Annotated in this window: 21 protein-coding genes; 12 read left to right on the top strand and 9 right to left on the bottom strand. The window is 71.1% G+C overall.

What is annotated here, in order from left to right:
* Nucleotides 1-3 precede the first annotated feature (3 nt).
* Complete coding sequence (locus KIT25_06505) at nt 4-1,179, top strand: hypothetical protein (GenBank protein ID UYN96580.1); 1,176 nt, start codon at nt 4-6, stop codon at nt 1,177-1,179.
* Between the two features lie 43 nt (nt 1,180-1,222).
* On the opposite strand, the gene KIT25_06510 is transcribed toward KIT25_06505, so the two are convergent.
* The gene (locus tag KIT25_06510; GenBank protein UYN96581.1) at nt 1,223-1,378 is read right to left on the bottom strand and encodes a hypothetical protein; all 156 of its coding nucleotides are present in this window, start codon (nt 1,376-1,378) and stop codon (nt 1,223-1,225) included.
* Nucleotides 1,379-1,517: 139 nt separating this feature from the next.
* On the bottom strand, nt 1,518-2,210 hold the full coding sequence (locus KIT25_06515) for a hypothetical protein (GenBank protein UYN96582.1): 693 nt from the start codon (nt 2,208-2,210) through the stop codon (nt 1,518-1,520).
* Nucleotides 2,211-2,299: 89 nt separating this feature from the next.
* Here KIT25_06515 and KIT25_06520 point away from each other — a divergent pair, with 89 nt between their 5' ends.
* Entirely contained in the window at nt 2,300-2,458 is a 159-nt protein-coding gene (locus KIT25_06520) for a hypothetical protein (GenBank protein ID UYN96583.1), read from the top strand.
* Nucleotides 2,459-2,728: 270 nt separating this feature from the next.
* Here KIT25_06520 and KIT25_06525 read toward each other — a convergent pair whose 3' ends face one another.
* Complete coding sequence (locus tag KIT25_06525) at nt 2,729-5,947, bottom strand: protein kinase (GenBank protein UYN96584.1); 3,219 nt, start codon at nt 5,945-5,947, stop codon at nt 2,729-2,731.
* Nucleotides 5,948-6,068: 121 nt separating this feature from the next.
* Nucleotides 6,069-8,480, bottom strand: a complete 2,412-nt coding sequence (locus KIT25_06530) for a protein kinase (protein UYN96585.1) — start codon at nt 8,478-8,480, stop codon at nt 6,069-6,071.
* 273 nt (nt 8,481-8,753) lie between these two features.
* Here KIT25_06530 and KIT25_06535 point away from each other — a divergent pair, with 273 nt between their 5' ends.
* Complete coding sequence (locus KIT25_06535; GenBank protein ID UYN96586.1) at nt 8,754-9,116, top strand: hypothetical protein; 363 nt, start codon at nt 8,754-8,756, stop codon at nt 9,114-9,116.
* A gap of 31 nt (nt 9,117-9,147) precedes the next feature.
* Complete coding sequence (locus KIT25_06540; protein UYN96587.1) at nt 9,148-9,483, top strand: hypothetical protein; 336 nt, start codon at nt 9,148-9,150, stop codon at nt 9,481-9,483.
* A 1-nt stretch (nt 9,484) separates the two neighbouring features.
* Here KIT25_06540 and KIT25_06545 read toward each other — a convergent pair whose 3' ends face one another.
* Nucleotides 9,485-10,303 (bottom strand): MipA/OmpV family protein, encoded by an 819-nt coding sequence (locus KIT25_06545; protein UYN96588.1) that lies wholly within the window; start codon nt 10,301-10,303, stop codon nt 9,485-9,487.
* A gap of 109 nt (nt 10,304-10,412) precedes the next feature.
* Nucleotides 10,413-10,607: a hypothetical protein gene (locus tag KIT25_06550; GenBank protein ID UYN96589.1), complete on the bottom strand. Its 195-nt coding sequence runs from the start codon at nt 10,605-10,607 to the stop codon at nt 10,413-10,415.
* A 166-nt stretch (nt 10,608-10,773) separates the two neighbouring features.
* On the opposite strand from KIT25_06550, the gene KIT25_06555 reads away from it, so the two are divergent.
* The gene (locus KIT25_06555; GenBank protein ID UYN97848.1) at nt 10,774-11,319 is read left to right on the top strand and encodes a cysteine hydrolase; all 546 of its coding nucleotides are present in this window, start codon (nt 10,774-10,776) and stop codon (nt 11,317-11,319) included.
* 10 nt (nt 11,320-11,329) lie between these two features.
* Here KIT25_06555 and KIT25_06560 read toward each other — a convergent pair whose 3' ends face one another.
* Nucleotides 11,330-11,767: a DUF2892 domain-containing protein gene (locus tag KIT25_06560; protein UYN96590.1), complete on the bottom strand. Its 438-nt coding sequence runs from the start codon at nt 11,765-11,767 to the stop codon at nt 11,330-11,332.
* A 126-nt stretch (nt 11,768-11,893) separates the two neighbouring features.
* Nucleotides 11,894-12,670, bottom strand: a complete 777-nt coding sequence (locus KIT25_06565) for a hypothetical protein (protein ID UYN96591.1) — start codon at nt 12,668-12,670, stop codon at nt 11,894-11,896.
* A gap of 306 nt (nt 12,671-12,976) precedes the next feature.
* Here KIT25_06565 and KIT25_06570 point away from each other — a divergent pair, with 306 nt between their 5' ends.
* From KIT25_06570 to KIT25_06600, 7 genes are all read left to right on the top strand, one after another.
* Nucleotides 12,977-13,741: a terminase family protein gene (locus KIT25_06570; protein UYN96592.1), complete on the top strand. Its 765-nt coding sequence runs from the start codon at nt 12,977-12,979 to the stop codon at nt 13,739-13,741.
* Nucleotides 13,738-14,472, top strand: coding sequence for a hypothetical protein (locus KIT25_06575; protein ID UYN96593.1), 735 nt, complete (start codon nt 13,738-13,740; stop codon nt 14,470-14,472). The genes KIT25_06570 and KIT25_06575 overlap by 4 nt, the downstream gene beginning before the upstream one ends.
* A gap of 287 nt (nt 14,473-14,759) precedes the next feature.
* Complete coding sequence (locus KIT25_06580; GenBank protein UYN96594.1) at nt 14,760-15,326, top strand: hypothetical protein; 567 nt, start codon at nt 14,760-14,762, stop codon at nt 15,324-15,326.
* Between the two features lie 24 nt (nt 15,327-15,350).
* A complete protein-coding gene (locus KIT25_06585) occupies nt 15,351-16,304 on the top strand; it encodes a hypothetical protein (GenBank protein UYN96595.1) in 954 nt (317 codons plus the stop codon).
* Nucleotides 16,305-16,347: 43 nt separating this feature from the next.
* Nucleotides 16,348-16,692, top strand: a complete 345-nt coding sequence (locus KIT25_06590; protein ID UYN96596.1) for a hypothetical protein — start codon at nt 16,348-16,350, stop codon at nt 16,690-16,692.
* 88 nt (nt 16,693-16,780) lie between these two features.
* Nucleotides 16,781-17,113 (top strand): hypothetical protein, encoded by a 333-nt coding sequence (locus tag KIT25_06595; protein UYN96597.1) that lies wholly within the window; start codon nt 16,781-16,783, stop codon nt 17,111-17,113.
* Nucleotides 17,097-17,273, top strand: coding sequence for a hypothetical protein (locus tag KIT25_06600; protein ID UYN96598.1), 177 nt, complete (start codon nt 17,097-17,099; stop codon nt 17,271-17,273). Before KIT25_06595 ends, KIT25_06600 begins: the two co-directional genes overlap by 17 nt.
* Before the next feature lies 1 nt (nt 17,274).
* Here the strand turns inward: KIT25_06600 and KIT25_06605 are convergent, their stop codons facing one another.
* Entirely contained in the window at nt 17,275-18,648 is a 1,374-nt protein-coding gene (locus KIT25_06605; GenBank protein UYN96599.1) for a Fic family protein, read from the bottom strand.
* Nucleotides 18,649-18,665: the final 17 nt, after the last annotated feature.

Raw genomic sequence — 18,665 nt, forward strand, 5'->3', positions numbered from 1 at the left:
CTCGTGCTGGATGTCAGGCGCATCGGCCTCGTGGCGGCGCTGCTGCTGGCGCCGCCGATGGGCGCAGCGGCGGCGGCGGATTTCGCGGTCGAGGATCGCGAGTTGCCGGGCCCGGTGGCGAAGGTCGCGCTGCGCAGCGCGACGATCCGCATGACCGGCGTGATCGGCGCCGCCGATTCGAGCAAGCTGCGCACGATCCTCGTGCGGCTGACGCAGCGCACGCGCGAGGCCGACGCGCTGCTGCCGATGGCGACGGCGGAGCTCAGCAGCATCGGCGGCGACGTCGTCGAGGGCATGAGGATCGGCGCGTTGCTGCGCGAGTTCGCGGTCGCCACGGTGGTGAAGCGGGGCGACCAGTGCCTGTCGGCCTGCGCGCTCGCCTTCCTGGGCGGCAGCGAGCCGGACGGCGAGGGCGGGCGCCGGACCAGCCGGGCGCTCGAGCCCGGCGCCGATCTCGCCTTCCACAATATCGGGCTCAACGCACAGGCGCTGTCCAGCCGCACGCCCGAAGGGGCGGTGGTCGAGAGCTTCAACGTCGCCCGGCTGGGCGCCGCCGCCATCGTGCAGTATGCCGCCGACATGGGCGTGCCGGCGGGCTTCGTCGCCCGCCTGCTGGCCCAGCCGAGCGACCAGCTGCTCCACGTCGCCACCGCCGGCGACCTGGCCGATCTCGAGATCTGCCCGGCCGAGGCCATCGCGCCGGCCCTGCCTGTCGAACGGCAGGCGGTGAATGTGTGCAACAACGGCATGAACTGGGATCGCGCACCGGCGGCGGGGCAGGTCAGATCGGTCGCCGCCAACGAGGCCATGCTGCGCCTGCTGACCCACGTCTATCGCAATCTCGAGACGCTGCCCTCGGCCCAGCGCTACGCGGCACAGCTCAAGGCGGTGATCGAGTCGCGCGACCGCCGGCTGATCGCCTCGACCTACGATGCGCTGCGCGGCAGCGGCGCGCCGCTGCCCGTGCTCGAGAGCTCGACCTTCGTGGTCGGCGGCTACAGCGCCGGCTACTACCGGATGGAATGCGTCGTCAGCCTGTCGAACGGCCGCCTCGGCACGTTCGACATGGTGATCGCCGGCCCCAAGGGATTCGCTTCGCCGGTCCGGCGCGGCCCGGCGGCCTGCCCGTGGCTCCTGCTCTACGACCGGCGCGATGTGGTGAGCCCGCCGCGCAGCTGAGGCGTGGCTGCTCAGCCCGGCGGCACGTCAGCCCGGGGGTACGTCAGCCCGGGGGGACGACGGGTGGGCGCTTCTCGAGCTCGCGCTGGCGCAGACCGGCGCGGCGCCGGTAGGCGATCACGGCGTAGGCCAGGCCGGCCAGCAGCACGAACGTCCCGAGCGCCCAGAAGCCATAGGCGAACTCCGCCAACCGATCCATGGAAGCGCAACGCCGGCGGACGCGGCGGGGTTGCGGAGACAACGTCCCTTTTCGGTCACAGGACAAGCGGCGACACGCTCCTGCGTCATTGGGCGGATCGCCAGACGGTAGCCCCCGACGGCCGCGGGGAACAGCCGGGTCATTGCGGGCTGGTCATTCCCCTGGGATCGAAAAGGACCGGCGGCGGCGGCGTGCCCGGCCCCGTCGTCACCTCGGGATAGTCGGTCATGACCAGCGCCGGTTCCACCGGGGCCGGCGGCGCCTCCGGCGTCAAGGAGAGGCTCACCCGCTGCATGGGCGGACCGCCCGGTGCCACGTCCACCGCGCCCGGCACGCCTGCCGGCACGGCGGAGAGGAGGATCTCCGGCGAAATCGTCGCGAGCGGTATGTCGAAAACCGGCGGGCGGGACGACGAAGCGAGAACAAGGTCAAGCGCCGCGCGCGCGGGCGCTGGCAAGGACGAAGAGGCCAGCAGTGGACTGTCAGGCGCGGCTCCGAGCGGCAAGTGAGACTGCAACGGACCGACCCGCGAGAACGGCCCGATGACCATCGCGTCCGGAGGAATGGATAGCAGGCCGGGAAGCCGTATGGGCGGCGCGTCGCGGCGCGCGTCGGGACTGACCGCGGCGATCTCGGCCTCGATCCGAACTTCGTCGTCGTCCTGCCCGGGCTGGGGCACCTGGGCGAGCGCCGACGACGAGACGAGCGCGCCGGCGAGAACGGTGACGCAAGTGGCGCGGACCCGCTGCGAGGCGACCCGCCTCCACTGATATCGAACCATGCGAGCCAAACGTCCCGCGGCCCGCATTGTTCGGGAGCTTTCGGTGACCAAGGCGTGACGTTTGGATGGACGAGACGGGAACCATCGGCCTTCGGCGCTAATGGTCCCCTTACCGTCCAACGCGTCACGGGAGTCGCCCGATGTGGAATGGCACGACGAAAGGCCTGCTCCTCCTCGCACTTTGGCTCGCGATGGGACTGACCGGCGCGCATCTTCTTGGCGAAGCCCTGCTGGCCATCGAAGTGGCGCAGCAACGCGACGGCTCGCCGCAAGGCCCGATGGCCTCGCGCGGCATCTGATGCGGACGCAGGCCGAACACACCTTCCCGACGAGATGCCCGATCGATCTGCAGGGACAGGCGATCCGCTTCCAGCCGCAACTTCGTCCACTTGCCCGTCGGATATGAGGGGATCAGCCGGAAATGGGAAGGCCCACGCCGCCGGTACGTGGACGGCGTGGGCCAGGGAGGGGAACGAGGTTCGGTGTGGTGGGAATCGTTCCGACCCGCAGCCTAGGGCGCGGGCGAGTCGGACGACAACGGTGTTCGTCTCCGGAATGGAGCGATCGCGTCACTTGCTGAGGACAATGCTGCCCGCGCCGCCGGCGATGGCGACGCTGATCTTGTTGCCCTGGATCGAGCCGGCGAAGCGGCTGGTGCCGACCTGGCAGCGCGCGTTGGGGCCGTCGAGGGTGAGGGAGAACGTGCCGGCGGGATCGATCTGGACCGTGACGTTCACCGTGCCGTTGCAGCGTTGATTGTACCACGAACTGGTGCCGCGGCCGTTCCGCACATCGGACGACAGGGGAATCTGCCCGCCGGCCCCCGTCGTGACGAGACCCGACCAGCGGCCATCATAGACGTTGGCGACGCCGCCCGTCGCGGAGGGGCCGCCGGGGGAGGGTGCCGAAGGGGCGGCCGCCGCGGCGGGCGCCGCCGCGCCGAGTCGCAAGGTGCCCTTCAGCTCGCCGCCGGCGCCGGAGAAATCGAGCTGGAGCTGGCCGTCGCCCGCCCGGCCGCGGGCGTTCATCGCAAGCTGCGAACAGTTCTGGTCGAACACGCGGGCGTCGCCGGAAATCTCCCCGGCCGGCGAGATCCGGATCGAGAGCGGCGACGCGCCGCAGCGCTGCACGGTGGTGGTGCCCGTCCCGACATTGCCGGCGATGCGGATGGTGGTGCTGCGCGGGCCGCTGCCGAAGGCCATTCCGCCGGCGCCCGCGAAGTTCAACGTGCCGCCATAGGTGCCGTCGAACGAGCCGGCGCCCGCGGCGGCCTGCTGCTGGGATGCCTGCTGCTGGGGGGCTTGCTGCTGGGAGGCCTGGGGAAGGGACGGCGGTGCGGCGCCGAGGGTCACCGTGCCGGCGAGATCCATGCCGGAGCCGGCGATCACGAGCTGGAGCTGGTTGTTGGCGGCGCGGCCGCTCACCGTCGCCGGCACCTTGGCGCAGTTGGGATCGGAACGCTGGCCGCTGCCGGAAATCTCGCCCGTCGCGGCGATGGTGAAGGTGAAGGAATTGTCGCCGCAGCGCGGATGGCTGAAGGTGCCGGAGCCGGCGCCGCCGGCGACCCGCACGGTGGTCGGGCGCACGCCGCCGCCCGCCGCCAGCGCGCCGCCATAGGTGCCGTCGAAGACGGCCTTCTTCAGATCCTCGTCGAACTTCGCCACCGCCGGTGCGGCGTCCTTGAGCAGCGCCTGCTGCTGGCTGGCGGTGAGGAAGCCGGTCTCCGCCTCGTCGTTCTTCTTCTGCCACGCCGAGATGGCGGCGCGGCTGCGCGGGCCGAAGGCGCCGTCGCTGCCGCCGGTGTTGAAGCCGAGCGCGGTCAGCGCGACCTGCAGGCGCTGGCGGTCCTGCGTCGTCAGGCGCAGCGCGGCTTCGGCCGCCTCGGCGCCCTTCTTGTCGGCTTCCAACTTCGCCTTGGCTTCGGCGTCCGCCTTCGCCTTGGCTTCGGCGTCCGCCTTCGCCTTGGCCTCGGCCTCGACCTTCTCCTTCTCGGCGGCGACCTTGGCGCGCGCCTCGGCCTCGAGGCGAGTCTTGGCGTCGGCCTCCGCCTTCTGTTTGGCTTCGGCGTCGGCCCTGGCCTTCGCCTCGGCTTCCGCCCTGGCGCGCTCGGCCGCCGCCTTGGCGAGCGCCTCGTCGGCGAGCCGCTTGGCCTCGGCCTCGATTGCCGCCTTGCGTCGCGCCTCGTCCTCGGTCGCGCGCAGCGCCGCCATCTCGGCCTCGATCTTGCGCCGCGCCTCCTCGGCCGCGATCCGCTTGGCCTGCGCCTCGGCGATCTCGCGCTGCTCGGCGGCCGCCTTGCGCTGCGTCTCGAGCTCGGCCTGCAGCCGCGCCAGCTCCTCCTCCGCCTTCTTGCGCTGATCCTCGGCCCTGGTCAGCTCGTCGTCCGCCTTGCGCTTGGCCTCCGAATCGGCCTCCGCCTTCTGCTTGGCCTCCTCCTCGAGTCGCCGCTTCTCCGCCGCCTCGGCCTCGGCCCTGCGCCGCGCCTCCAGCACCTTCTCCAGCTCCTCGACCTTCATGTCCTGCAGCGCCACGGCCTGCGGGGGGGCCGGCGCGGCCGGCGGTGCGGTCGACGCGGTCGGCGGCGCCGACTTGCCGCCCAGCAGGGCGTAGCCGCCGCCGGCCAGCACCAGCAGCGCCACCACCGCGACGCCGGCATAGAGGCCGATGCGGCTCTTCGCCGGCGCGGCCGCAGCCGGCGCGACGGTTGGAGCCACGGGCGGGGCCGGCGCCTGGGTCGGAACTTGGGTCGGAACCTGAGTCGGCGCCTGTGTGGAGGGCGCGGCCTGCGGCGCGCGCGGCACCGCGATCGTGACGTTGGGATCGGGCTGGCGGCCGAGCGCGACGGTGGCGTCGGCGGCGCCGGCGCTCGCCTGGGTCAGCAAGGGCCGCCAGCCGGCGATCGACTGCGGCCGCTCCGAGGCGCGCACCGCGAGACCCGAATCGATGCCGATCAGCAGGCCCGGCTTGAAGCCCGCCTGGATCGCCGGCGGCGCCAGCGAGGTCAGCGGCTTGTACTCGTCGTCGAGCATGCGATCGAAGGCGCTGGGCGGCGCGGCGCCGGTGATCGCGTGATAGAGCGTCGCCGACAGGCCGTAGATGTCGGTCCACGGCCCCTGCCTGGCCGAGGTGAACTGCTCGGCGGCGGCATAGCCCGGCGTGAAGATCGCCGTCATCGCCGTGGTGCGGCCGGCCATCGCCGCGCGCGAGGCGCCGAAATCGATCAGGGTCGGCTTGCCGTCGGGTCTGAGCAGGATGTTGGCCGGCTTGATGTCGCGGTGCAGGAAGCCCGTCTCGTGCACCTTCTCCAGCCCGTCGAGCAGGGGGCCCAGGATGAACTCGACTTCCCCGGGCGAGAGCTTGCCCTTCTGCTTCAGCAGCCCCTCGAGCGTGTCGCCGCGCACCAGCTCCATGACGATGTAGGCGGTGCCGTTCATCTCCATGAAGTCGAAGACGCGCACGATGCCGGGCGCATCGTGCAGGCTGGCGAGCGTGCGGCCCTCCGAAACGAAGCGCTCGCGGCCCCAGCCGAAATCCTCGGCGACCTTGGTCGAGCGCGGCAGCACGGTCGAGCCGTCCTGGCGCACCGCCAGCGCACTCGGCAGGTATTCCTTGATCGCCACCTCGCGGCCGAGCTGCTCGTCGCGCGCGCGGTAGGTGATGCCGAAGCCGCCCTGGCCGAGGATGGCCGTGATCTCGTAGCGGCCGACGCGCGCGCCGACCGGCAGCGCGGCGAAATCGTGCTCGGCCTGCGCGGCTGGCTGGTTCGGATCTGTCGTCGGTTCCTTCATCGACCGGACGTCCCCCGCGACGCCTTTTCTCGATATCGTTCAGGATAGAACAGCGCGCCGCCGCGTGCCATTGCCCAATTGGGTCGCGCGAAACCGCGAGCGACTCGCAGGGCCCCGAACGCTAATACCCGAATCTCAGGGTTCCCCTCAGGCTTCCGGCGGGACCGGAGAGGCGAAGCTCGAGTTGCCCATCGGCGATCCTGCCGGCGCCGTTGACGGATGTCCGGGCGCAATGCTCGTCGTACACCTCGCCTCCGGTGGTGAACGCGCCGTCGGCCGAAACCTTGAGGGCGAGCGTCGACGCCCCGCACTTGGCCGAGGTCACCACTACCGATCCGGCACCGTCCCTGAACGTGGCCCTCACCGAGCGGGCACCGGTCGCGGAATGAAGCCCGCCAAGAGAACTGAACTCCGCGCCTCCGCCGTATGTGCCGTCCAACGGCGAGGCCGCCGCTTGTTGCGGGGGCGCCTGCTGTTGTGTCGGCGCCTGCTGGCCGGCGGCAGCCGCCGCTGCCTTGGCCTTGGCTTCCTCCTCGAGTTTCTTCCGGTCGTCGTCGAACTTCGCCACCGCGGGCGCGGCGTCCCTCAGCAGCGCCTGCTGCTGGCTGGCGGTGAGGAAGCCGGTCTCGGGTTCCCTGCGATTCTTCTGCCAGCCGGCGATCGCCTGACGGCTGCGCGGCCCGAAGGCGCCGTCGCTGCCGCCCGTATTGAAGCCGAGCGCGGTCAGCGCGACCTGCAGGCGCTGGCGGTCCTGCACCGAGAGTCGCAGCGCCGCCTCCGCTGCCTCCGTCGCCTTCGCGCTCTTCTGCTCGGCTTCTGCCTTCGCTTTGGCCTCGGCCTCCGCCTTCTCCTTCTCGGCGGCGACCTTCGCGCGGGCCTCCGCCTCGGCGCGGGTCTTGGCGTCGGCCTCGGCCTTCTGCCTGGCCTCCGCATCGGTCCTGGCCCTGGCTTCCGCATCGGCCCTGGCGCGCTCGGCCTGGGCCCTGGCGAGCGCCTCGTCGGCGAGCCGCTTGGCCTCGGCCTCGATCGCCGCCTTGCGCTGCGCCTCCTCCTCGGCCGCGCGCAACGCCGCCATCTCCGCCTCGATCTTGCGCTTGGCTGCCTCGGCTTCGGCCCGCCTGGCGGTCGCCTCGGCGATCTCGCGCTGCTCGGCCGCCGCCTTGCGCTGTGCTTCGATCTCGGCCTGCAATCGCGCCAGCTCCTCCTCCGCCTTCTGTCGCTCCGCGCGGGTGCGCTCGAGCTCGGCGTCGGCGGCCTGCTTGGCGGCGTCGTCGGCCGCCGCCTTCTGCTGCGCTTCCTCCTCCAGCCGGCGCTTCTCGGCGGCCTCGGCGTCCGCCTTGCGGCGAGCCTCCAGCGCCTTCTCCAGTTCCTCCGCCTTCATTTCGTGCAGGGCCAGGGCCTGGGGCTGCGGCTTGCCGGTGAAGAGGACGTAGCCGCCGACGCCGAGAAGCAGAAGCACCGCCGCCGCCACGCCCGCATACAGTACGGTGCGGCTGCGGGCCGGCGCCGCCGCCGCGGCGGGTGTCGGCCGAGATCGGGCCAGGGCGACCGTGGCCGCGGGAGCGGTCGGCTGGCCGAGCGCCACCGTCGCGTCGAACGCACCCGCGTCGCTTTGCGCGAGCAACGATCGCCAGCCGGCGATCGACTGCGGCCGTTCCGACGAGCGCACGGCGAGGCCGGCGTCGATGCCCACCAGCAGGCCGCGCGCGAAGCCCGGCGGCGACAGCCTGGCGAGCGGCTTGTACGCGTCGTCGAGCATGCGATCGAAGGCGCTGGGCGGCGGCGCGCCGGTGATCGCGTGATAAAGCGTCGCCGAGAGGCCGTAGATGTCGGTCCACGGCCCCTGCCTGGCCGAGGTGAACTGCTCGGTCGCGGCGTAACCCGGCGTGAAGATCGCCGTCATTGCGGTGGTGCGGCCGGCCATCGCCGCGCGCGAGGCGCCGAAATCGATCAGGGTCGGCCGGTCGTCCTCGCCCATCAGGATGTTGGCCGGCTTGATGTCGCGATGCAGGAAACCGGTCTCGTGCACCTTCTCCAGCCCGTCGAGCAGCGGCGGCAGAATCGTCTCGATCTCGCGGGCGGAAAGCCGGCCGCCTCGCCTCAGCCGCGCTTCGAGCGTCTCGCCTTGCACCAGCTCCATGACGATGTAGGCGGTGCCGTTCATCTCCATGAAGTCGAAGACGCGCACGATGCCGGGCGCATCGTGCAGGCTGGCGAGCGTGCGGCCCTCCGAGACGAAGCGCTCGCGGCCCCAGCGGAAATCCTCGGCGACCTTGGTCGAGCGCGGCAGCACGGTGGCGTCGGCGCGGCGGAAGGCGAGCGAGGTCGGCAGATACTCCTTGATCGCGACCTCGCGGCCGAGCTGCTCGTCGCGCGCGCGGTAGGTGATGCCGAAGCCGCCCTGGCCGAGGATGGCGGTGATCTCGTAGCGGCCGATCCGTGCGCCGACCGGCAGCACGGCGATATCGTGCTCGCCCTGCGGCGAGTTCGCCGCAGGCCCGCCCTCTCCCGGATCGGTTGTCGGTTCCTTCATCGGCCAGACGTCCCCCGCGACGTCTTCCCTCGATGGCGGTCAGCATAGTGCAGCGCGCCGCCGCGTGCCATTGCCCAAATGGGTCGTCCGGAACCGCGAGCGACTCGCAGGGTCAACGATGCCCAGGCGAGCGGTCGGCGGACGGTGGCGTCCCGCGGGCCGCTTCGCTATCCTGTCCGCGGGTGTGAAAGAGACGCCGACGGGGCGACAAGTCCCCCGGCCGCCGCGCGGGAACGCGGCGGACCGGCGATCGGCGGGGGAAGGATGCGCGTCATGACACGTTGCGTGATCGCGGCGGCCGTGATTCTGGCCGTCACTGTCGCCGGCGCCGCCCGGGCGCAGGAGCAGAGCCGTGCGATATTCGAGGGCTTTATCGGCAAGACGCTGCTGCTCGAGACGCCAGGCGGCACCCTGGAGGCCCTCTACAGGCCCGACGGATCGGCGACGATGAGCGGCCCGATGGCCGACGAGGGACGCTGGCGCTGGGACGATTCGGGCCAGGCCTTCTGCGTGAAGTGGCAGAAGTTCCGCGGCGGCGTGGAAGGTTGCTTCGTCATCCTGCAGGTCGCCGGCGCGTACTTCGTCACGCCCAAGGGCAGCAACGACGTCACCACCACGGTGCGGATCAAACCCTAGATCAAACCCTAGAGAGAAACGGTCGCCACTCTTGTTCACCGTCCACTATCTCGACCATCCGCAGGACGGCGACAGCCAGGTGCTCGCCGGCCGCGACTATTTCTGGGGCTCGGTCGGCGGACCGATCTACGTCCTCGCCAAGGGCTTCCCGCGCATGGCGCTGTGGATGACCCTGGCCAGCATCGGCATCGCCCTGGCGGCGCTGCTGCTCATCGTGCTCGCCGTGATCGTCACGAGCTCCGCCGCCATCACCGTCGTCGCCATCGTCGGCGCCTGCGCGCTCGCCATCGTCGTGCAGGGCATGGTCGCCGTCGAGCTGGTGCGCATCGGCTTCCTCCAGCGTGGCTATCGCGAGGGGTACTACTAGCCTAGAAGCGGTACCCGACCATGCCGAACACCGTGACGCCGGTGTCCGCGACGGTGAAGGGGCTGCCGGCCGCGTCGTCCATCAATCGGCTGACGCGCGCGTTGGCCGACAGCATCCAGTGCTCGGCGAGCCGGTAGCGCGCGCCGACGCCGAGGCCGACATCCTTGAGGCCCGCGCCGGCCTGGTGGACCGGATAGCCGGAGGCCGCCGACTGTGCCGGCGTGACGCCGAAATAAGTCTGGGTGTGGCTGGCGTCGGCCCATACCGCGGAGACGCGGCCGAGCAGCGACAGCCGGTCGCTGACGCGCCATGGCAGCGCCACGCCCGCATCGACCAGCAGGCCGTCGTTGCCCTGCATCAGGAACTTCGTGACCGTGACGCCGAGGATCGCCGGGCCGAGCCGGTAGTTGGCGAAGCCGCGCGCGCCGAGCGCCGCCGGAACGTCGCCCAGTCCGGCAAGCCGCTCGTCGCCCTGCGCGAACACACTGGACCCCTGGCGCCGCCCGAGGCTGTAGGTCAGGCCGCCGCCGACCTGCAGGCCGCCGAAGCGGCGGTAGGCGTTGAGGCCCGACGTGTCGAGCGAGACCGTGTCGCGCCACACGACGCTCACGAACGGCAATGGACTGACGAAGTAGCGATCGCTGCCCTCGAAGGTCGGGCGCAGCGCGGCCCCCGCGCCCAGCGTCACCGCCCATTCGTCGGCCGCTCCGCGGGTGGCGAAGGGATCGTTGGCCGGCTGCGCCGGCGCCGACGAAACGGCCGTCGCCCACAGCAGCCACGACAGGCCGACCACGCGAACCACGCCAAACCTGCCACGCATACCGAACGACCCCGTCGACGAACACACCCAGAGGGCGCGACCGCGGCGCCCGCCGTCTCTCTACGCATCGTCGGCCCGGCTGGATCACGCGCGCGGATCGGTCGTGGGGCTACCGTTCGCCCGACTTGCGGCGCGGCACCTTCTTGCCCTTGCGGCGCGCCTCGCTCAGCCCGATGGCGATCGCCTGCTTGCGGCTCTTCACCGTTCCGCCCTTGCCGCCCTTGCCGCTCTTCAGCGTGCCCTTCCGGCGTCGGCGCATCGCGCGCTTCACGTCGCTGGCGGCACTCTTCGAATATCTCGCCATCGCGCACTCCCGCGCTGGTCGGTGCGCGGTGGAACGCGCGGACCGCGGGCGCGGTTGCGTTCGCCGCCACGGAACGCCCGCCACGGAACGCCGGCCGCCGCCGCGCATTTTCTCCGGCATGGCGCCTCTCGGGCTGGACGGCTCGGCCTTTCACGTCGCGGTCGACATGCAACGGCTCTTCGCCGAGCCGACCGACTGGCACGTGCCGTGGCTTCCCAAGGTGCTGCCGCAGGTGACGGCGATCGCCGAGTGCCGGCCCGAGCGCACGGTGTTCACGCGCTTCGTGCCGCCGCCCACGCCCGAGCAGGCGGTCGGCGCCTGGAAGGACTACTACCGGCGCTGGCGCGGGATGGCGCGCGACCGGCTCGATCCGGCGCTACTCGAGCTGGTGGAGCCGCTGCGCCGGCTCGTTCCGCCGGCCCACCTCGTCGACAAGAGCGGATACTCCGCCTTCTCCAACCCGCGTCTCGCGCCCGCCCTGCGCCGCCGCGGCGCGACCACGCTCATCGTCTCCGGCGGCGAAACCGACGTCTGCGTGATGGCCACGATCATGGGCGCGCTCGACCACGGCTTTCGCGTCGTCCTGCCGACCGACGCGCTGTGCAGCAGCGTCGACCGTACGCACGACGCCTTGCTCGAGGTCTATCGCAGCCGCTTCGGCCAACAGCTCGCCACCACCACGGCCGAGCGGATCTGCGCGCGGTGGACGTGATCCCGATCGGTCACAGGGCGGCGGCCGCCAGCGCGCGCGAGGGGTCCTCGCCTGCGTCGTCGAAGTCGCCGCGCAGCGCCTTGAGTGCGATGCGCTCCAGCTCGATCTCCCGCGCGGTGCGGACTCCCCAGCGGCGAAACAGCGGCACCGGCGGGCACCAGCCCTGGACGGCGTGCTGGAACAGGAACGCGCCGACCAGCGCCGACAGGCCGAGCCAGCGGCGATCGACCCCGGTGCCGAGGGCCACCCCGAGGAAGCCGAACAGGCCGGCATTGGCTTCGAGCAGGCGCTCGATGTCCCATTCCCGGTCGAGCTCGCGCAGCCGCCGGTCGATGCGGTCGCGATGGCGCGCGTGGTGCAGCACGCTTCGCGCCGTGCGCGCCAGGATGGCCTCGTTGAGGTGCTCCGCCGTGTTGTCGGGCACACGCTCGATCGTGTTCGACGGCATCGATGCCTCCTGCTGCTCACGTGTCTGCCCCCGACAACGCCGGGGCGGGCCGTGGGATGCGACGGCGCCGGCGTCGCGGCGGCGCTACGGCAGCCTGGCGCCGGGTCGCGGTCGGCGGCGGGTTCTTCAGGAACTTGACGGCGGCGGCGCGTCCGGCGCGGGACGCGCCGAGGCCGGGGTCGCCGCCGGCGCGGCCTCGCGCTCCTGCTGCTGCTCCTTCATCACCCCGCGCGCCGCCTCGCGCACGCGCTCGGCGCGCTCGGGCGTGGCCTCGGCGAAGAAGCGATCGCCGATCTCGCCATAGCGGGTCTCGTCGTCGAGATCGGGCTTCGCCTCCTCCTCGAGTCGCTCCAGCTTTTCCGACGAGGCCTCGCCGTCGGCGGTGCGGTTCAGCGCGTCGGAGAACGCCTCGTTCTTCTTCTGCGCCTTGGCCGCCTTCTTCACCCGCCGCTCGAGGTCGCGCGTCTCGATGCTGCGCCGCCTCAGCTCGAGCAGCCCGAACACGCGCTCGGCATCGCCCACCGCCAGCCGGCCATCGGCCAGCGCCTCCAGCACCCGCTGCTGCGCCTCGTCGACGCCGGCCGCCGTCCTGGTCGACGGCAGGTCGAGCTCGACGACCGCCCCGCGCGGCTGGCCGCAGACCTGCCGGATCAGGAATCGCGCCGCCGTCTCGCTGCCCTCTTCGAGCGCGGTGTTCAGGATCTCTATCGCCCTGTCGATCATGCCCTGATTGACGAAGCGGCGAATGATGGTCGGCAGGCCGAGGCTGCCCCGCGGCCGGCCGGGTCCGCGCTTTTCCGTCGTCTCGGCTCGGGGCGTCTCGGCTCGGGGCGTCTCGGTCTTCGTCGTCCCGTTCTCCGGCATCTCCGCGTCCGCGGTGCCGGCCGATATCGTCTTGCTCATCGTCGTCCTTTCTCTCACGAACGCTACGCGTGAGGACCCGCGATATGGCGGGCGACGGGGGCGTTGCCCAGAGGTCGGGGCGAATCTGACTCTCCCCGGATGCATTTGACTCTCCGCGCGGCGGCGATTCGGGGGGGTCGAACGAGGTTCGGATGCCGATGGCACAAGGCACCGTCGCTATCCGTCGACCCGAATAGGTGTTTTGGCGCGGCGCGCCTATGGTGAGGCCATGAGCGACATCGACCGTCACCGCCGCTGGCCCGCGGCGAATTTTTTCCTGTTTTTTAATTCGGCGAGGCGCCGGTGATGCTGGAGTTCCCCGACATGGTTCGCCCGATGCCGGCGCTCGTCGCCCGGTTGGCGTCGGGCGGCGCGCCGCGTCGGTCGTTCCCGACGAGCGGCCGGCTGGCCTATTTCTATCCCGACACCGGGCCGCTCAGGCGCGAGCTCTACGTCAAGCACCTGGAATTCTTCAGGAACGGCGCGCAGCACCGCGAGCGCCTGATGATGGCCGCCAACCGCATCGGCAAGACCGAGGGCATCGGCGGCTACGAGACCACCTTGCACCTCACCGGCCTCTATCCGCACTGGTGGGAAGGCCATCGCTTCGACCGGCCGATCCGCGCCTGGGCCGTCGGCCGCACCGCCGCCACCACCCGCGACATCATCCAGGCCAAGCTGTGCGGGCCCGTGGCCTTCGAAGGCGGCCGAAAGACGGTGGCCGGCAGCGGCCTCATCCCGGCCGACACGATCGGCGCCGTCTCCTGGCAGCGCGGCGTCGCCGACGCCGTCGACATCCTGCAGGTGCGCCACGCGTCGGGCGGCTTGTCGACGCTCGGCTTCAAGTCGTTCGAGCAGGGCCGCGGCGCCTTCGAGGGCACCGAGCGCGAGCTGATCTGGCTCGACGAGGAGCCGCCGATGGCGGTCTACGTCGAATGCCTGATCCGCACCATGACGGTCGACGGCATCGTCATGCTGACCTTCACGCCGCTGCAGGGCATGACCGAACTCGTCCGCGCCTTCCTCGACGCCGAGCGACGAAGGCAGGCCGGAGAAGGGGACGATGGATGACCAAGAGCGCGACCGGCGCGACGTGGGACGACGCGCTGCACCTGTCACCGAAGGAGCGGGAGGTGCTGTGGGCCGAGGTGCCGCCGCACCAGCGCGACGCGCGCGCGAGGGGCGTGCCGCAGCTCGGCTCGGGCGCGATCTATCCGATCGCGGAGAACGACATCGTCGTGGAGCCGTTCGAGCTGCCGCGCTGGTGGCCGCGCGCCTACGGGCTCGACGTCGGCTGGAACCGCACCGCCGCGGTGTGGGGCGCGCACGACCGCGATTCCGACTGCCTCTATCTCTATTCGGAGCACTCGCGCGGCCATGCCGAGCCGGCCGCGCACGCCGCCGCCGTCCGCTCGCGCGGCGCCTGGATGACGGGTGCCATCGATCCGGCCTCGCGCGGCCGCAACCAGAGCGACGGGCTCCAGCTGCTGCAGCGATACGTCGAACTCGGGCTGTCGCTGGTGCCGGCGGCCAACGGTGTCGATGCCGGCCTGCTCGCGGTGTGGGACCGCCTCGCCACCGGCCGGCTCAAGGTCTTCGCCTCGCTGCGGCACTGGCTCGACGAGTTCCGGCTCTACCGCCGCGACGAGAAGGGCACGGTCGTTAAGGTCGACGATCATCTGATGGATGCGACGCGCTATCTCGTCGTCACCGGCCTCGACGTCGCCGCCGTCGACCGCCACGCCTTCGGCCGCCGCGCCGCGCCCTACCGGGTCGAGGTCGACTACAACCCGCTGGCCTGACGGGGATTTTCCGTCTCCCGTCGGTTCCGAACGGAGCCAAAGGCGTGTTCGCGGGAGAGTCAGATTCGCCTTTTTCGACTCTCATGGCCCCGAATCGGGGGGTCGAACGCGGCTCCGATGCAGGCACCATCGGCATCGGACGGAATCCATCGACCCGAATAGGCGTTTCGCCGCGACGCGCGTATGAGTCGGCCCGCGCCGTTCACCAGGTCGCGTAGCGTAGGACCGCATCGAGCCCGCTCCCGCGCGACGTGCCTCTCCATCCCCGGCGCGACGAGGAGCGACACATGGACTATCCGATTCACGACAGGGCGCCCGACGTGGCGCAGGCCATCGTGCCGATGACGCTGGACGCGAGCGGCCGCGCCGTGCCGCAGAGCGCCGCCAACCCACAGCCCGTCGCCGGCATCGGCGCCGTGCTCGAGGCGACGCTCGCGCTCGACACCAACATCTACGCCGACGGCGACGTGCTCTCCGACACGGTGGAGATCGCCGGCGCCTTCCGGGTGGCGGGCGGCACGCTCGACATCGTCGGCGCCATCGTCCACGACGAGGACGATCAGGGCGCGGCGCTCGACCTGATCCTGCTCGACGCCAACCAGAGCCTCGGCACCAGGAACGCGGCGCCCGACATCAGCGACGCCAACGGCCGCAAGATCGTGGCGCGCATCCCGGTCGGCGCCGGCGACTTCTACGATTTCGGGGCGTTCAAGCGGGCCGAGGTCGCGGTGTTCCCCAAGAAGGTCAAGGCCGGCGCGGAAAGCACCAGCCTGTTCCTGTCGGCCATCAGCCGCGGCACCGGGACCTACACGGCGTCCGGCGTGCGGGTGCGGCTGATGGTGGCCAAGGACTGACGGCGGGCAGGGGAGGGACGGGCCATGCTGGCGATCGAGCGCGCGCGACGCTACGGCTTCGCGCCCGTGGTCTACGATTTCCGCAACGGCGGGCTGCCCGCCGGCGCGACGCTCGCCCGCGCCAGCGCCGGCACGCGGATCAATTCGGCGGGGCTGCTCGTCAGCGAGACCACCGACGTGCCGCGCTTCACCCACGATCCGGCGACCTTGGCGCTGCAGGGGCTGCTGGTGGAGCCGAGCGACACGAATGCCATGACGCAGTCGGAAGACCTGTCTGCGGCCGGCTGGTCGTCGGGCGGCCCGCCGACGCTGGTGCGTGCCGCCAACGCCCACGACGCACCGGACGGCGCGACGACGGCGTCGAGTCTGACCGAGGACTCGATCAGTGGAGCCAAGTTCGTCAGCCGGGCCGTCGCGGTCGCCGACGGCAGCGTCTATCCCTTCTCGGTCTTTGCGAAGAACATCGCCGGCGACCGTTGGGTGCAGCTCACGCTCAATCAGACCTTCGGGTTCAACTTCCAGCCCTCCACCGGCACGCAGGGATCGAATGTCGGTTCCGGCACCCTCACGGGAGTCCAGATCGTTCCGTTCCCGAATGGTTGGTATCGGATCGGCGGTGTGTTCACGTCGGCGGTCACGAGTGGCAGCTTCGGTCAGCGCACCTGGACACTGGCCGGCGACGTTGGCATCGGCACTCCATACTCCGGCGACGGCGCGGAGCATGTCACCTTGTGGGGCTTCCATTTCGGCAGCGCCGGCAATCCCATCACCTCGTACATCGCGTGCAATGCCGCCAGCGCCGTCACCCGCGCGGCCGACGTGCTGACGCTGGCGGTGCCGAACGGCACCTACACGGCCAACATCGAACGGCTGTCCGGCGTGACTACCTTGTTCGAACAGATTGTCAGCGCCGGCGCCTACACCGTGCCAACGGACGCCTCGCCGATCAGGCGGGTAGTGTTGTGGAGGACGCCGTAGTGCAGCGAACCATCGAGTGTGTGCCGCAGCTTGAGTCTTCGCCATGATCGACAAGTCGGACCTGCGCACGGCTTGGGACGTCGTCTCGCCGTTCGTGCCGCCGGCGCTCGGCGCGCTGCTCGGCCTGCGCTACGCGACGCATCGTTCGCCGCGCGACCGGATGGTGTCGTGGCTGCTGGCGGTCGGGGCGGGGCTCTATCTCGGCGGCGCGGTGGGTGAGTTTTACGGCCTCGGGCCGAGGGTCACCGGCGGGGTCATGTTCCTGATCGCCATGCTGGCGATGGAGCTGTTCGCCGTCCTGGTGGCGGCGCTGCGCCAGCTCGCGGCCGATCCCGCCGGGGCGTTCCGGCGCTGGCTCGATGCCTGGCTGGGGAGGGGGGAGCAATGACGATGGCGGATCTCCTGATTGCGCTGCTGGCCGCGCTGGTGCTCGGCCTGCGCGAATGGCTGCATCGCCGGCCCGGGCGGCGGCGGCCATGACGACGACCTTGCTGCGCTTCGGGCCGTGGCTCGGCCTCGCGCTCGCCGCGCTGACGATCTGGGGTCTCGCCGGCCGGCTGTCGGCGGCCCATACGAAGCTCGCGGCGGTGGAGGCCGTCGTCGAGCAGAAGGAGAGGGACGCCGCGCTGTCGGCCGCGCTGGTGGCGCGCCAGGCCGAGGCGATGCGCCAGCTCGAGGCCAACGTGACCCATCAGGTACAGGTGATCCATGCCCTTCCACGCACGAACGATTGCGCCCGTTCTCCTGCCATGCGCGCTGCTTCTCGCGGCCTGCGGGAGCTTCTCGGTGCCGGTGGACCGTCGCCCTGACGCCAGCCTGCTGCTACCCTGCGCCGATCCGGTGCTGGTGGCCGATCCCGAGACGGCCTCCGACAACGACATCGCCGCCGAGCGGCTGCGAGTGGCCGAGGCCTACCTCGCCTGCAAGCGCCGGCATGCCGACCTGGCGGCGTTCGTGCGCGGTGGTTGACTCATGGTCTCCCGCCGGAAGGGGGCATCGACGGCGGGAGCCGGAGTCGAAGGCCCCGCTCGTCGGCTTCCGCGCTGTCCATGAAGGCGTGCGCGGCCTGCAGCTCGGCCCGGGCCTTGTCGAAGGCGCCCCAATCGACCGTCTGCGTGAAGCGCTGCGCATAGTCCAGCACCTGGATGAGGGGCAGGGCGCTCGTGCGATTCGAGAGTGCCTTGAGCGCGCCGAGGTAGTTGGCCCGATAGACCGTCGGGATGACGATCCGTTGTTCGCCTGCCGCGACGAGCTCGGCGTTCATCATGATGCGGGCCACGCGCCCGTTGCCGTCGACGAAGGGGTGAACCTCGGAGACCAGGAACATCATGAAGATGGCACGCTGGAACGCCGTTCGAAGCGAGCGATAGACGGCGAAGCCCTGCGCGAGCGTGCCGCGAACGAGGTCCGGCGAGACGAACGTCGTGCCGCCGGCGCGGTTCGGGTCGGTCTTGTAGCGGCCGGGGGACTTGTCGGGCCGCGCGGCCATGATCGCGGCGTGCCGTCGTTTGAGAAGTCGCTCGAATTCGGCGAAGGAGGCCGGCCTTTGCGCCATTTCGGTCGGATCGGCGACGATGCGGTAGGTGCCGAGGATGTCGTGTGCGTCCTGCGGCCGGGCGTTCGGGATACGGTTCTCGAAGACGATGGCGGCGGCTTCCTCGACGGCGAACTCGGTGCCCTCGATGAAGTTGGAGAAGTAGGCCTCGAAGAACGCAAGCGTCGTGCCGTCGTTCGGGACGGCGGGCCGCGCTTGCGGCGGGGTCCGGTGCAGCTCGGCACGCAACGTCTCGAAGAGATCGAGTCGGGCGGGATCGAAGGCCATGCCTTTCCGACGGGCGCGTGCGGCCGGCGTCCGCAGATCGTCGGTCCGCGTGTTGAGCAGCGCGCCGATCAACCTGTCGAGAGCGGCGAATTCCCTTTGCCGGTCGAGGATGGGCGCGAGGGCGCGCGCGGCGTCGCGGAGCCCGTTCAACTCCGCCTCACCCGATCGCCGCAGCAAGGTATCGAGGTGGAGTTCGGCCTCCTTTCTGGAGAGCGTCCTCGCAACCGCGCCGCGGCTGCGGCTCGGCGCGAAGTTGTCGAGCAGGGTCCGCGCGGGAGACGTGAGATGCAGCACGCCCATGAAGGGAAGATCGGAGTCCTGGGCCGGCGCGCCACGCCGGGGCCGCAGCGTGAAGCCCGGCAGCGCAATGTCGCTTTGCGCGCCCTGGGATATCAGGAAGACGGAGCCGTCCTTTGCCGGAGCCCCCTCGATCGCGGTCCGGTCGGCGATGAGCGCATCGGGGAAGTAGCCCGCGAGAATCGGCCAGAGGTTGCGCCTGACGATGGTTTCGGGCGCGGACACGAGGTCCCTGGTATAGA

Source organism: Enhydrobacter sp. (genome assembly GCA_025808875.1).
Taxonomy (GTDB): domain Bacteria; phylum Pseudomonadota; class Alphaproteobacteria; order Reyranellales; family Reyranellaceae; genus Reyranella.

Coding starts and splice junctions, on each gene's coding strand:
- KIT25_06525 (UYN96584.1), bottom strand. CDS start 5,947: ATGAAGGAACCGACGACAGATCCGAACCAGCCAGCCGCGCAGGCCGAG.
- KIT25_06585 (UYN96595.1), top strand. CDS start 15,351: ATGCTGGCGATCGAGCGCGCGCGACGCTACGGCTTCGCGCCCGTGGTC.
- KIT25_06510 (UYN96581.1), bottom strand. CDS start 1,378: ATGGATCGGTTGGCGGAGTTCGCCTATGGCTTCTGGGCGCTCGGGACG.
- KIT25_06580 (UYN96594.1), top strand. CDS start 14,760: ATGGACTATCCGATTCACGACAGGGCGCCCGACGTGGCGCAGGCCATC.
- KIT25_06560 (UYN96590.1), bottom strand. CDS start 11,767: ATGCCGTCGAACACGATCGAGCGTGTGCCCGACAACACGGCGGAGCAC.
- KIT25_06570 (UYN96592.1), top strand. CDS start 12,977: ATGCTGGAGTTCCCCGACATGGTTCGCCCGATGCCGGCGCTCGTCGCC.
- KIT25_06595 (UYN96597.1), top strand. CDS start 16,781: ATGACGACGACCTTGCTGCGCTTCGGGCCGTGGCTCGGCCTCGCGCTC.
- KIT25_06535 (UYN96586.1), top strand. CDS start 8,754: ATGACACGTTGCGTGATCGCGGCGGCCGTGATTCTGGCCGTCACTGTC.
- KIT25_06530 (UYN96585.1), bottom strand. CDS start 8,480: ATGAAGGAACCGACAACCGATCCGGGAGAGGGCGGGCCTGCGGCGAAC.
- KIT25_06590 (UYN96596.1), top strand. CDS start 16,348: ATGATCGACAAGTCGGACCTGCGCACGGCTTGGGACGTCGTCTCGCCG.
- KIT25_06520 (UYN96583.1), top strand. CDS start 2,300: ATGTGGAATGGCACGACGAAAGGCCTGCTCCTCCTCGCACTTTGGCTC.
- KIT25_06550 (UYN96589.1), bottom strand. CDS start 10,607: ATGGCGAGATATTCGAAGAGTGCCGCCAGCGACGTGAAGCGCGCGATG.
- KIT25_06565 (UYN96591.1), bottom strand. CDS start 12,670: ATGAGCAAGACGATATCGGCCGGCACCGCGGACGCGGAGATGCCGGAG.
- KIT25_06575 (UYN96593.1), top strand. CDS start 13,738: ATGACCAAGAGCGCGACCGGCGCGACGTGGGACGACGCGCTGCACCTG.
- KIT25_06555 (UYN97848.1), top strand. CDS start 10,774: ATGCAACGGCTCTTCGCCGAGCCGACCGACTGGCACGTGCCGTGGCTT.
- KIT25_06545 (UYN96588.1), bottom strand. CDS start 10,303: ATGCGTGGCAGGTTTGGCGTGGTTCGCGTGGTCGGCCTGTCGTGGCTG.